Here is a 13,601-nt window from a genome sequence, read left to right as displayed (position 1 = left end):
CGAAAGCCATTACAGGCTGTTGAATACGCGGTTTTCCTGTTCCTGAACGCGAATAAACGTCGTGCGTTTAGTCAGCTCTTTCAGGCGGGAGGCCCCCACGTAGGTGCAGGCAGAACGCAGGCCGCCGAGGATATCACGCGCCGTGTTTTCTACCGGGCCGCGCAGTGGCAGCTTAACGGTTTTGCCTTCTGCCGCGCGGTATTTTGCCACGCCGCCGACATGACGCGTCATCGCGGATTCAGAGCTCATGCCATAGAACAGCATAAATTTCTCACCGTTTTCTTCCACCACGGTACCGCCGCTCTCTTCATGGCCTGCCAGCATACCGCCAAGCATCACGAAATCAGCGCCGCCGCCGAAAGCTTTAGCCACATCGCCCGGCATGGTGCAGCCGCCGTCGCTGATGATCTGCCCGCCAAGGCCGTGTGCCGCATCCGCACACTCAATCACCGCAGACAGCTGCGGATAACCGACGCCGGTTTTCACACGCGTGGTGCAGACAGAACCCGGGCCAATGCCCACTTTCACGATATCCGCGCCGGAGAGGATCAGCTCTTCACACATTTCGCCGGTCACCACGTTGCCCGCGATGATGGTTTTTGTCGGCCAGGCTTCACGCGCTTTGCTGACGAACTGAACGAAGTGTTCTGAATAACCATTCGCAACATCAATACAAACAAAATTCAGCGCCGGGTTGGCGTTCAGGATCTGTTTGGTTTTCTCGAAATCAGCATCGGACGTGCCGGTAGAGACCATCACATGCTTAATCACTTCATCAGAGGCAGCAGCGACAAATTCGTTCCACTCTTCCGGGCTATAGTGCTTATGCACGGCGGTCAGCACGTCAAATTTGGCCAGCGCTGTTGCCATGGCAAAGGTACCCACCGTGTCCATATTGGCCGCGATAATAGGCACGCCAGACCAGGTCTGACCGGAGTGTTTAAAGGTGAATTGACGATCGAGTTCAACGTCTGAGCGACTTTTCAGCGTAGAGCGTTTAGGGCGGATAAGAACGTCTTTGAAACCTAACTTCAGATCTTCTTCGATACGCATGTGCGGATTCCTGGGGTTAGAGGCAAAAATGTTAAAAGCACAACTCCAGTGACGTTATCATACGCACTAATACCTGCTCCGCAAGACTGCGAAAATCTCTTTTTTTACGCTACAATCCTATAAATTTACCTGAGAAAAGGCGGGTAAAGGGAGCGAAACATCGCGTGCAGCATGTTTGAATTTCAAGCAACTGATTTTAAAAATGAATAATTCCCAGGATTTGATTTAATGGGGTACATCGTCGCATTAACCGGCGGCATCGGTAGTGGTAAAAGTACCGTTGCGAACGCGTTTTCTCGTCTGGGCATCACGATAATCGATGCCGATATTATTGCCCGTCAGGTGGTAGAGCCGAATACACCAGCGCTAAAAGCCATCGAAACGCATTTCGGCAGCCGCATCCTCAATGCGGATGGCACGCTTAACCGTCGGCAGCTTCGCGAATACATTTTTTCTGATTCTTCAGAAAAAGTCTGGCTTAATGCCCTGCTCCACCCCATTATCCACCAGGAAACCCAGCGTCAGATCGCTGAAGCACGCTCGCCCTATGTTCTGTGGGTTGTCCCACTGTTGGTCGAAAACCAGCTGCAGAGAAAAGCCGACAGAGTTCTGGTGATCGACGTGTCTCCCGAGACGCAGATCCAGCGCACCATGGCCCGCGACAATGTTTCGCGCGAGCATGCTGAACAAATTCTTGCCGCTCAGGCCACGCGCGATGCGCGCCTTGCCGTAGCGGATGATGTTATTGATAATAACGGCGCACCAGATGCCATCGCATCGGATGTTGCCCGCCTGCATGAGCAGTATCTGTCGTTCGCCGCGCAGGCCGTTGCACAGGAAAAACCATGATGTCGACCCATATCCTTTTTGAGCATCCACTTAATGAAAAAATGCGTACCTGGCTGCGTATTGAGTTTTTGCTCCAACAGCTTTCACATCACCCCTCTATTAGCGACCATGCCGCGGCACTGCACTTCTTCCGCAATATTGGCGACTTGCTGGATGTGATTGAACGCGGTGATGTCCGCACGGAATTGCTGAAAGAGCTGGAGCGCCAGCAGCGTAAATTACAGGCGTGGGCAGAGGTGCCTGGCGTTGACCAGAGCCGCATCGATTCGCTTCGTCAGCAGTTGAAAAACAGCAGCACGATCCTGATGGGCGCACCGCGCGTCGGGCAATTTTTACGTGAAGATCGCCTCATCGCCCTGGTCCGCCAGCGTCTGAGTATTCCGGGCGGCTGCTGCAGCTTTGACCTGCCGACGCTTCACATGTGGCTGCACATGCCGCAGGCGCAACGTGACGCGCAGGTGCACAGCTGGCTGGCAAGCCTGGATCCAATGAATCAGGCCCTGACGCTGGTGCTTGATCTTATCCGCAACTCGGCCCCTTTCCGCAAGCAGACCAGCCTCAACGGGTTCTATCAGGATAACGGCGACGACGCGGATCTGCTGCGCCTCAATCTCTCTCTTGGCGAGCAGCTCTATCCGCAAATTTCCGGCCATAAAAGCCGTTTTGCGATCCGCTTTATGCCGCTCGACAGCGAAAATGGCACCGTACCGGAGCGCCTTGATTTTGAACTGGCCTGTTGTTAAGGAGTGCCCGTGACTGACATTACTACCGTAAGCTGCCCCACCTGTGGGAAAACCGTTGTCTGGGGCGAAATCAGCCCGTTTCGCCCGTTCTGCTGCAAGCGCTGCCAGCTGATAGACCTTGGCGAATGGGCCGCGGAAGAGAAACGCATCCCGAGCGAAGGCGATCTTTCTGACAGCGACGACTGGAGCGAAGAGCAGCGGTAAGTTAACCGCCCTCTACTAACCGGGTGATCACGGGCGCATTGGCGGGTGGGAATTTTTCCGCATCACTCGCCTGAAGCGCAACCCAGTTACCCGGTTGCCCCTCTTTGCCCCAGGGCTCGCCTTCCCAGTTTTCCACCAGCCAGAACCACAGCGTAACGTGGCGATCCGGAAACTGATACTCCAGCTTATCAAACAGCGTAGCGCCCAGCGGGTTGATACCCACCTCTTCCTGAAGCTCGCGCACCAGCGCCTGTTCCGGCGTTTCGCCTGACTCTATTTTCCCGCCAGGAAACTCCCACTTATTCGCCATATGGGCGTCGGCGGCACGCTGGGTAATGAAGATCTGATGTTGCGGGTTACGGATAATCCCGACGGCGATTTGCAGTGTTTTCATCATGTCGCTTCCATAAAAAAGGCGCAGTAATCTGCGCCTTTTCAGTGTGTAAACGTCTTAGCTCAGGCGGCCGTGGCACGCCTTGTATTTTTTGCCTGAACCACATGGGCATGGGTCGTTGCGGCCCACTTTGCGATCGCCTGTCTGCGCGGCAATCGCTACCGCCGCTTCGCTCTCGTCAGTCTGGTGGCTCAGCTGCTGCATCTGGGCCAGACGCTCGGCCTCTTCGCGACGCTGCTCTTCCATCGCTTCCACTTCTTCAGGCATACGTACCTGAACTTTGCTCAGGGTGCTGATCACTTCATACTTCAGCGACTCCAGCATGGCGGCAAACATGGAGAAGGATTCGCGCTTGTACTCCTGCTTCGGATCTTTCTGCGCATAGCCGCGCAGGTGAATACCCTGACGCAGGTAGTCCATCGCCGCCAGGTGCTCTTTCCACAGGGAGTCGAGCGTTTGCAGCATCACGCCTTTCTCGAAGTGACGCATCATCTCTGCGCCAACCACCTCTTCTTTGCGCTTATACACTTCCAGCGCGTTTTCAAAGATACGCTCACGCAGCGTCTCTTCGTGCAGCTCAGGCTCTTTGTCCAGCCACTCTTTGATTGGCAGATCGAGGTCGAAGTCGTTTTTCAGACGTTCCTGCAGGCCTTCGATATCCCACATCTCTTCCAGAGATTGCGGTGGAATATGGCCGTCGATGGTTGCCTTGAAGACATCTTCACGGATGCTGTTAATGGTTTCGCTTACGTCGGACACGTCCAGCAGTTCGTTACGCTGGGTATAGATCGCACGGCGCTGGTCGTTGGCTACGTCATCATATTCCAGCAGCTGCTTACGAATATCGAAGTTACGGCTTTCCACTTTACGCTGGGCGTTCGCAATCGCTTTGGTTACCCATGGGTGCTCGATCGCTTCGCCTGGTTTCATCCCCAGTTTACGCATCATGCCGGACACGCGGTCAGAGGCGAAAATACGCATCAGCGCATCTTCCATAGACAGGTAGAAACGGGAAGAACCGGCATCACCCTGACGACCCGCACGGCCACGCAGCTGGTTATCGATACGACGAGATTCGTGACGTTCGGTACCGATAATATGCAAGCCGCCTGAAGCCAGAACGGCATCGTGACGCACCTGCCAGTCGGCTTTGATCTGCGCGATCTGCTCTGGCGTTGGGTTTTCCAGTTCAGCGACTTCTGCCTGCCAGCTACCGCCGAGCATGATGTCGGTACCACGACCCGCCATGTTGGTGGCGATGGTAACGGCTCCCGGATAGCCCGCCTGCGCAACGATATCCGCTTCTTTCGCGTGGAACTTGGCGTTCAGAACGTTGTGTTTGATACCCGCTTTGGTCAGCTCGTTTGAAACCACTTCGGATTTCTCGATGGAGATGGTCCCCACCAGCACCGGCTGGCCTGCTGCGGTACGATCGCGAATATCTTCGATGATCGCCTGAATTTTTTCTGCTTCGGTCATGTAGACCAGATCCGGCATGTCCTTACGGATCATTGGACGGTTGGTCGGTACCACCACGGTATCCAGCTTGTAGATGGAGCTGAATTCAAACGCTTCGGTATCCGCAGTACCGGTCATCCCGGCCAGCTTCTCGTACAGACGGAAGTAGTTCTGGAAGGTGATGGAGGCCAGCGTCTGGTTTTCGTTCTGGATCTCAACGCCTTCTTTGGCTTCAACGGCCTGGTGCAGACCATCGGACCAGCGACGGCCCTGCATGGTACGGCCAGTGTGTTCGTCAACGATGATCACTTCACCGTCTTTCACGATGTAGTCAACGTCGCGGGTGAACAGCGCGTGGGCGCGCAGCGCCGCCGTCACATGGTGCATCAGCATGATGTTGGTCGGAGAGTACAGTGACTCACCCTCTTCCATGATGCCCTGTTCAACCAGCAATTCTTCAATCTGAACCAGACCGCGCTCGGTCAGGTTGACCTGACGTGCTTTTTCATCCACGGAGAAGTGACCTTCACCCTGGAAGGTGTCGGAGTCTTCTTTTTCCTGGCGCAGGAGGTGCGGAATGATTTTATCGACTTTGCGGTACATTTCGGAGCTGTCTTCGGCCGGGCCGGAGATGATCAGCGGGGTACGCGCTTCATCGATCAGGATGGAGTCCACCTCATCCACCAGCGCATAGTGCAGTTTACGCTGTACGCGCTCTTCCGGGCTGAACGCCATGTTGTCACGCAGGTAGTCGAAACCGTATTCGTTGTTGGTACCGTACGTGATGTCCGCGTTATAGGCTTCACGCTTAGCTGGAGCAGGCAGACCGGACATGTTGATGCCCACGGTCAGGCCCAGGAACTCGAACAGCGGGCGGTTGTTTTCGGCGTCACGCTGTGCCAGATAGTCGTTGACGGTAACCACGTGAACGCCTTTACCGGTCAGCGCGTTCAGGTAAGCCGGCAGCGTTGCGGTCAGGGTTTTACCTTCACCGGTACGCATTTCCGCGATGCAGCGTTCGTTAAGCACCATACCGCCCAGCAGCTGAACGTCGAAGTGGCGCATACCGAACACGCGCTTACTGGCTTCACGCACAACGGCGAAAGCTTCCGGGATCAGGCTTTCTAAGGTTTCACCTTTCTCCAGACGTGCGCGGAATTCCACGGTCTTGGCTTTCAGCTCATCATCAGACAGCTTCTCCATCGCCGGTTCCATGCCATTGATAACGGAGACAGCTTTGCGCATGCGGCGCAGGGTACGATCGTTACGGCTACCAAAAACTTTGGTTAATAATTTGATTAGCATAATAAATTCTCAAACGCCCCAGTGCGGGCAGATAAATTAAGGTATTGAAAAAGGGTTAATTTAGCTGAGGCGCTGAGGCCCGGCGCGAATACCGTGAGCCTGGCTGATCCATGAGGAAACAGAGAATGTGGCGGGAGAAACGAACGCAACGTGCGTCTTCTGGCGTACAGCGACCGGCGGCTGGCTATCCTGCGTCAGCAGGGCATTGAGCGTGTCCAGCAGGGCAAGGTGCTGTACCTGAGCAGGCAGCGTCTGTTCCGCCACCGGCATCGTCTGCGGTGCCATTGCGAATGACAGATGGCGAATAACCGTGCGGATGGCGTGCTGGTGCCAGTAATCAACCGAGTAATTAGGCCGGCGATTGGCTTCAAGCCACGCGAGGTTAGTAATGTTAACCCGCGTGCTGAGATCGTGTTTACTGGTGGAAGCTTTGGTTGGCGTGTCCGCCTGAGCGCTGTTGCTGAGCGCAGGCAAGCCGAGGCTCGCCGCGACCATCCCTAATAAGAGATGCGGCCAGAAATAACGTCTGCCAAATTGTCGCCAGCGCGTCAGTATTCCGCTCACCTGCTCCACCACATAAGCCAGCCTGATACAGGCCGGGATCAATTATTCTTTTAGCGCCCAGATATTACCACTAAAGCCAATGCACATCAGCAGGAATGACGAGTTGCAGCGAGGAAAAACGGTCAAGAATGCAGCTAACGCACGGATTTTCAGCGCCAGACAAAGGCGACAGGAAAACGGGAACAGATCTGAGAAAGGTAAAAATAAAAACGACTGGTTTCCCTGGCCGGAGAGAGTACCAGGTTAACCAGTCGATTTTTTACGCAACGGATTGAGCGTTACGCCAGGACCGTATTGGGTGCTTTGAACGCCAGCGGCAGTTCTGCTTCGTCTTCGAAGGTCACATATTCCCAGGCTTCCTGTTTCGCCAGGACGGCCTGCAACAATTTGTTGTTCAGCGCATGACCGGATTTAAACGCGGTAAATGCACCAATGATATTGTGACCACACATGAAGAGGTCGCCGATAGCATCCAGCATTTTGTGACGAACGAATTCATCTTCAAAACGCAGGCCGTCTTCGTTCAGTACGCGATAATCGTCAACAACGATGGCACAATCGAAGCTGCCGCCCAGGCACAAACCACGGGACTGCAGATATTCGATATCACGCATGAAGCCAAACGTACGAGCACGACTGATCTGGCGCATAAACGCATCAGCAGAGAAGTTCATCGCATAGCGTTGGGTGCTGGCATCAATCGCCGGATGGTTAAAGTCGATGGTAAAGTCCAACGAGAAACCATTGTACGGTTTGAATTCAGCCCACTTGTCGCCATCCTGGACACGAACGGTCTCTTTGATGCGAACAAATTTCTTCGCGCAGTTCAGTTCTTCAATGCCGGCATCCAGCAACAGATAAACGAACGGAGCAGCACTACCATCCATAATCGGGATTTCTGGCGCATCGACTTCAACCATAATGTTGTCGATACCCAGACCCGCCAGGGCGGCGTTCAGGTGCTCTACGGTAGAAATCCGCACGTCATGCTCATTCACCAGGCAAGTACAGAGCATAGTATCACGCACAGATTTGGCATCGGCCGGAAAATCTACCGGTGGATTCAAGTCGGTGCGACGATAGATGACCCCGGTATTGGCCGGCGCAGGGCGTAACGTCAGTGTGACTTTCTTGCCGGTATGTAAACCGACACCCGTCGCCTGAACGATACGTTTAAGTGTCCTTTGTTTGATCATCGTATAATCTCGCCAAATTAACTATCCAACCGAAAGTGTATATCACTAACGGTGGGCCAGTTTAGCACAAAGAGCGAAAATCCCCAAATTCCAGCCAATTCTTAGTCAGCTTGCTTACGCAGGAACGCCGGGATGTCCAGATAATCTGGCTCTTTCGCAGTTTGTGGCGTGTTATCGTTAACCACTTTCGCGGCAGGTTTTTGCTCTTGCGTCAGCGGAGCCATACCGTGCTGCTGGTAACGATCCATTACCGGCTGCTGAGTCTGTTTGTTGGTCACCAGGGTGATCTCAGGGCGCTTGTCCATACCGATACCGGTGGCAACAACCGTTACGCGCAGCTCGTCGTTCATTTCCGGGTCAAGGGATGTACCGATAACCACGGTTGCGTTGTCGGACGCGAACGCACGGATAGTGTTACCCACGGTTTCGAACTCATCCAGACGCAGGTCAAAGCCAGCGGTAATGTTGACCAGCACGCCGCGCGCGCCGGACAGATCGATATCTTCCAGCAGTGGAGAAGAGATCGCCATTTCAGCCGCTTCTTCCGCACGGTCTTCACCGCTTGCCACGCCAGAGCCCATCATCGCGTAGCCCATTTCGGACATCACGGTGCGAACGTCTGCAAAGTCAACGTTCATCAGGCCAGGACGGGTAATCAGTTCAGCGATACCCTGGACTGCGCCTTTCAGCACGTCGTTTGCTGCGCCAAAGGCGTCAAGCAGGGAGATACCGCGACCCAGAACTTTCAACAGCTTGTCGTTCGGGATAGTAATCAGAGAGTCCACGTGCTTGGACAGCTCGGTGATACCCTGCTCCGCGAAAGCCATACGCTTCTTGCCTTCAAAGTTGAAAGGCTTGGTCACGACGGCAACGGTCAGAATACCTAAATCTTTAGCCACTTCTGCCACAACAGGCGCTGCACCGGTGCCGGTACCGCCGCCCATGCCCGCTGCGATGAAGACCATGTCTGCACCGTCCAGCGCGGCACGCAGGGCTTCACGATCTTCTTCAGCGGCGTTACGACCGACTTCAGGGTTAGCCCCAGCACCCAGACCTTTGGTGATGCCACCACCGATCTGAATCGTCTGGCCTACGGCCGTCTTACGCAGTGCCTGTGCATCGGTGTTAACTGCGAAAAATTCAACACCTTCAATGCGCTCGCGCACCATATGCTCTACGGCGTTACCGCCGCCGCCACCGACGCCGATGACTTTAATCACCGCGTCGTTGGTCAGTTCCATAGGTTCAAACATAATTTCTCTCTCCGTTGTGCCTGTCGCCCGAGACCGCTAATTCTCTCCGGTCTCTTAAAAAAATTAAAACTCTTTTCGCAACCAGTTGTTCAGTCGTTTGACCCACGACCCCACTGATACGCGTTTTTCCACTTCTGCTTCACCACTCAGATGGGATTCTTTCCCGTAGTGCAGCAGGCCCACGGCCGTTGAATAGTACGGCTCCTGAGCATAATCCGTTAACCCGGTGATATTCAGCGGCGCACCAATACGCACCTGCGTATGGAACACGCGCTGAGCGCAGGCCGCAAGACCTTCAATTTGCGCTGCCCCGCCGGTTAATACAATCCCCGCCGCGAGATGGTGTTTCACACCCTGCTGGCGAAGCTGCTCCTGCAACTGCAAAATCTCTTCGTTAACCAGGTTGAGCAGCTCGGTATAGCGCGGCTCAATCACCTCTGCCAACGTCTGGCGCTGAAGGCTGCGCGGCGGACGACCGCCCACACTCGGTACTTCAACGCTCTCATCTTTACCTACGATAGAGCCAAGTGCACAACCGTGGCGCACTTTAATCGCTTCTGCATCACTCGGTGGCGTACCAAAAGCGTAAGCAATATCGCTGGTCACAACGTTCCCTGCGTACGGGATCACTTTGGTGTGGCGCAACGCACCGCCGGTATAGACGGCCATGTCCATTGTACCACCACCAATATCGACCACACAGACGCCCAGTTCACGTTCATCTTCGGTCAGCACAGAATAGCTTGCGGCCAGACCGGCGAAAATAAGTTGGTCAACTTTCAGACCACAACGTTCAACGGCTTTTACAATGTTCTTCGCCATATCGTTGTGACATGTGATCAGGTGCACTTTTGCCTGCATACGCACGCCGGAAAGACCGACCGGATTCTTGATCCCTTCCTGATAGTCGATCGCATATTCCTGTGGGATCACATGCAGCACGCGATGCTCATCGCGCACGCGCACGGACTTCGCCGTATGCACAACGTTTTCAACGTCTTCCTGCGTCACTTCTTCTTCTGAAATCGGCACCATACCAATTTCGTTCTGGCAGCTGATGTGCTTGCCAGACAGGGCCAGATAGACAGAAGAAATCTGGCAATCGGCCATCAGTTCAGCCTGGTCGATGGCGCGCTGAACGCATTTCACCACCGACTCAAGGTCGTTTACCCCACCTTTGTCCATACCCCTGGACGGGCAACTGCCCACGCCAATGATATTGACCATACCGTCGGGCAGAACTTCCCCTACTAAAGCGGCAACCTTTGCGGTGCCAATCTCCAGTCCAACTACCAGTTTTCTGTCCGTCGCCTTGATCATTGTTGTTTTGCCTGTACCTGTGCCTGATTCTGTTGCTGATTAGGTTCCTCGACCGGAGCCGGCTCCCAACCGACTGCTGCGCCTGAGTCATAGCGCAAATCAACGTAGCTTATCCGTTTGCCGTCCGTCTGCGCCTGCTGTTGTAAAACCGGGTAAAGTTCGACAAAACGCGCCAGACGTTTCATTGTGTCGCCGCGACCAAGGTTAAGCTTAATGCCGTTCGTTAACGTCAACTGCCATGAGCGGCGCGCCGTCATCGCTGCCTCTTTTAACGTAAAGCGGTCCTTAGCCAGCACCTGGCCCATATCACGAAAACCCTGCAACACTTCGTTTTCGCTACCTTCCGGGCCATACAACATCGGTAAATTTTGCTTGCTGACACGATCGCTCGGCACGCTGAAGGAATTTCCATCCACGTCTACCATGTGCTGATCATTCCAACGCGCAATGGGCACATATTCAACCAGATGAATCTTCAATTCATCAGGCCATTGCTTTCTGACGCTCGCCTGTTTTATCCACGGCAGACGTTCAATCTGACTCTGAATGATATTCACATCCTGAGTCATAAAGGTGCCGGGCGAGCCCAGCGCCAGGATCGACTGGCGAATATCATCGTTACGCGTGTAGTGGCGCTCACCGGTCACCACCAGCTTCGAGAGCGGTAACCGCTGCGCATCTTCCATCCACCCCAGCACCATCCAGCCGCTGATAAACACGGTGCACAGCACCCCCAGCAGGAAGAGGATCCCTGCAAGACGCGTTCCATTACTCCGGCGCGAAGACGTATATTCTTCTTCTTCGTCGCGGTTGCGCGTGTTCAATGCAGCCTGAGACATATCAGCCCGCCTGGTCCAGTATGCGTACAACAAGCTGGGAGAAGCTCATGCCCGCCTGACGCGCCGCCATCGGCACAAGGCTGTGGCTGGTCATGCCCGGCGAGGTATTCGCTTCCAGCAGATAAAATTGCCCGTCACCGTCGAGCATCACGTCAATTCTTCCCCATCCCCGGCAGCCTAAAACAGTCCAGGCTTTAAGCACCAGAGCGCGTAAATCAGCCTCACGTTGATCTTCTAAACCTGATGGGCAAAAATATTGCGTCTCATCAGAGAGATACTTCGCCTCATAATCATAGAAGACGCCAGCGGGTTGGATGCGAATTGACGGTAAAATTTCTTCACCGAGCATCGCCACGGTATATTCTGGCCCGCTAAGCCATTTTTCGATTAAAACTTCTTCATCATGTTGAAATGCCAGTGCTAACGCGGCGGGTAAATCCCCCGCTTTATCGACTTTCGACATACCAACGCTCGACCCTTCACGGCTCGGCTTAACAATAACCGGTAACCCCAGCGCCGCAATGCGTCCATTAACGCTATCGTTAAGGCCCATTTCATATTCGCGACGCGTCAGGGCAACCCATGGCGCAACGGGTAAACCCGCGCCCTGCCACAGCAGTTTGCTGCGCAGTTTATCCATTGAGATCGCCGAGGCCATTACGCCGCTGCCGGTGTACGGCAGGCCGATGAGTTCCAGCAGCCCTTGCAGGGTGCCGTCTTCACCGCCGCGGCCGTGCAGCGCGATAAAGACCTTATCAAAGCCCATCGTTTTCAGCTGCGTCACATCCACGTCTTTAGGATCGACCGGGTGCGCATCCACGCCGCCTTCACGCAGGCCCGCCAGTACGGCAGCGCCTGAGTTCAGGGAAACATCGCGTTCAGCGGACGTCCCGCCAAACAGGACCGCAATCTTATCAGCCATGACGCTCGTCCTCGTGAGTTTGCGGCTTCAGTTTGATTTCGGCTAAGGTACGGGCGATTTTGCCGATATTTCCCGCACCCTGAATCAGAATCAAATCGTTACCGGTCAGTACCGGTGCCAGAATTTCAGCCACCTGAGCGGGCTCTGGAACCAAAATAGGATCCACTTTACCGCGTCCACGAATGGTACGACACAAAGAACGGCTGTCTGCACCCGGAATCGGAGTTTCACCTGCTGAATATACATCCAGCATGAGCAGCGTATCGACCTGAGACAATACGTTGGCGAAGTCGTCATAGAGATCGCGGGTGCGCGTAAAGCGGTGCGGCTGGAAAATCATCACCAGGTTTTTGTCCGGCCAGCCAGCACGCGCGGCTTTGATCGTGGCATCGACTTCGGTCGGATGGTGACCGTAGTCGTCCACCAGCATGGCGCTCCCGGATTTACCGTTTACGGCATCCAGCGGGAACTCACCGAGGAAGTCGAAGCGACGACCTGTACCCTGGAAGCTCTCCAGCGCGCGCAGGATCGCCTCGTCATCAATGCCCTCTTCCGTCGCAACGGCTACTGCCGCCGCGGCGTTCAGGGCATTATGGCGCCCTGGCGCATTAAGGGTAACGTGCAGCAATTCTTTATCCTGACGGGCAAGCGTGAAATGCCCCTGCGCGCCAGATTGTTTGTACTCTTCCACCCGCACGTCAGCGTCTTCGCTAAAACCGTATGTAGTGATTTGACGGCCAACACGCGGCAGCAGCTCGCGGATCACCGGATCGTCAACGCACATCACCGCACGACCATAAAACGGCAGATTGTGCAGGAAATTAATAAAGGTCTGTTTTAAATTTTCGAAGTCGCCCTGGTAGGTATCCATATGGTCGGCTTCGATATTGGTGACAATCGCCACCATCGGCTGCAGATGCAGGAACGACGCATCGCTTTCATCCGCTTCCGCAATCAGGTACCGGCTGTGGCCCAGACGCGCATGCACGCCCGCCGCTTTGACCAGGCCACCGTTAACAAACGTCGGATCCAGGCCCGCTTCTGCGTAGATGCTTGAAACCATCGCCGTGGTCGTGGTTTTTCCATGCGTACCGGCAACCGCAATGCCATGACGAAAACGCATCAGCTCCGCCAGCATTTCAGCGCGGCGGATCACCGGAATGCGCGCTTCGTGCGCGGCAACGATTTCCGGGTTATCTGAAGAGATGGCGCTGGAGACAACAACCACGCTCGCATCGCTGACGTTTTCCGGGCGATGGTTAAAATAGATAGTCGCCCCAAGCGACGCCAGCTGCTGGGTGACCGGGTTTGGCGCCAGATCGGAACCACTGATCTGATAACCTTCGTTCGCCAACACTTCGGCAATACCGCCCATGCCAGCACCACCGATGCCAACAAAGTGAATGTGCCGGACACGACGCATCTCGGGCACGATTGAACGCAGTTTTGCCAGTTGTTGTGTATTCATTCTCTAAACGCCATCGACTACTTTAAAAAATTC

At 54.7% G+C, this 13,601-nt stretch carries 13 protein-coding genes; 3 read left to right on the top strand and 10 right to left on the bottom strand.

What is annotated here, in order from left to right; genetic code table 11:
- Positions 1–9: 9 nt before the first annotated feature.
- A complete protein-coding gene (locus tag QLG21_RS03650; RefSeq protein ID WP_006173824.1) occupies positions 10–1,053 on the bottom strand; it encodes a GMP reductase in 1,044 nt (347 codons plus the stop codon).
- A gap of 228 nt (positions 1,054–1,281) precedes the next feature.
- Here QLG21_RS03650 and coaE point away from each other — a divergent pair, with 228 nt between their 5' ends.
- From coaE to yacG, 3 genes are read left to right on the top strand one after another with little or no spacing between them, the layout of a single operon-like run.
- Positions 1,282–1,902 (top strand): dephospho-CoA kinase, encoded by a 621-nt coding sequence (gene coaE, locus QLG21_RS03645; RefSeq protein WP_102891424.1) that lies wholly within the window; start codon positions 1,282–1,284, stop codon positions 1,900–1,902.
- Positions 1,902–2,645 (top strand): cell division protein ZapD, encoded by a 744-nt coding sequence (gene zapD / locus QLG21_RS03640; RefSeq protein WP_042320460.1) that lies wholly within the window; start codon positions 1,902–1,904, stop codon positions 2,643–2,645. Before coaE ends, zapD begins: the two co-directional genes overlap by 1 nt.
- 9 nt (positions 2,646–2,654) lie before the next feature.
- Positions 2,655–2,849, top strand: coding sequence for a DNA gyrase inhibitor YacG (yacG, locus tag QLG21_RS03635; protein ID WP_006173828.1), 195 nt, complete (start codon positions 2,655–2,657; stop codon positions 2,847–2,849).
- A 1-nt stretch (position 2,850) separates the two neighbouring features.
- On the opposite strand, the gene mutT is transcribed toward yacG, so the two are convergent.
- The 9 genes from mutT to murC all read right to left on the bottom strand — a co-directional run bounded on the left by mutT (position 2,851) and on the right by murC (position 13,568).
- Entirely contained in the window at positions 2,851–3,243 is a 393-nt protein-coding gene (gene mutT / locus QLG21_RS03630; RefSeq protein ID WP_282483932.1) for an 8-oxo-dGTP diphosphatase MutT, read from the bottom strand.
- 57 nt (positions 3,244–3,300) lie between these two features.
- Complete coding sequence (secA, locus tag QLG21_RS03625) at positions 3,301–6,006, bottom strand: preprotein translocase subunit SecA (RefSeq protein WP_282483896.1); 2,706 nt, start codon at positions 6,004–6,006, stop codon at positions 3,301–3,303.
- Positions 6,007–6,066: 60 nt separating this feature from the next.
- Positions 6,067–6,570 carry a secA translation cis-regulator SecM gene (secM, locus tag QLG21_RS03620; protein WP_220711069.1) on the bottom strand — a complete coding sequence of 168 codons (504 nt, stop codon included), beginning with the start codon at positions 6,568–6,570 and terminating at the stop codon, positions 6,067–6,069.
- A gap of 278 nt (positions 6,571–6,848) precedes the next feature.
- Complete coding sequence (gene lpxC / locus QLG21_RS03615) at positions 6,849–7,766, bottom strand: UDP-3-O-acyl-N-acetylglucosamine deacetylase (protein WP_006173839.1); 918 nt, start codon at positions 7,764–7,766, stop codon at positions 6,849–6,851.
- Between the two features lie 101 nt (positions 7,767–7,867).
- Positions 7,868–9,019 (bottom strand): cell division protein FtsZ, encoded by a 1,152-nt coding sequence (gene ftsZ / locus QLG21_RS03610; RefSeq protein ID WP_006173842.1) that lies wholly within the window; start codon positions 9,017–9,019, stop codon positions 7,868–7,870.
- Positions 9,020–9,082: 63 nt separating this feature from the next.
- Complete coding sequence (ftsA, locus tag QLG21_RS03605; protein WP_006173845.1) at positions 9,083–10,339, bottom strand: cell division protein FtsA; 1,257 nt, start codon at positions 10,337–10,339, stop codon at positions 9,083–9,085.
- Entirely contained in the window at positions 10,336–11,178 is an 843-nt protein-coding gene (gene ftsQ / locus QLG21_RS03600) for a cell division protein FtsQ (protein ID WP_006173847.1), read from the bottom strand. Before ftsQ ends, ftsA begins: the two co-directional genes overlap by 4 nt.
- Position 11,179: 1 nt before the next feature.
- The gene (locus QLG21_RS03595; RefSeq protein ID WP_137849585.1) at positions 11,180–12,100 is read right to left on the bottom strand and encodes a D-alanine--D-alanine ligase; all 921 of its coding nucleotides are present in this window, start codon (positions 12,098–12,100) and stop codon (positions 11,180–11,182) included.
- A complete protein-coding gene (murC, locus tag QLG21_RS03590; protein ID WP_088208867.1) occupies positions 12,093–13,568 on the bottom strand; it encodes a UDP-N-acetylmuramate--L-alanine ligase in 1,476 nt (491 codons plus the stop codon). The genes QLG21_RS03595 and murC overlap by 8 nt, the downstream gene beginning before the upstream one ends.
- Between the last annotated feature and the right edge of the window lie 33 nt (positions 13,569–13,601).

This window comes from Enterobacter sp. V87_3 (assembly GCF_029967835.1).
GTDB classification, from domain to species: Bacteria; Pseudomonadota; Gammaproteobacteria; order Enterobacterales; family Enterobacteriaceae; genus Enterobacter; species Enterobacter cancerogenus.
The sequence above is the reverse complement of the archived record's forward strand: the minus strand, read 5'-3'. Positions and strand labels throughout refer to the sequence as shown.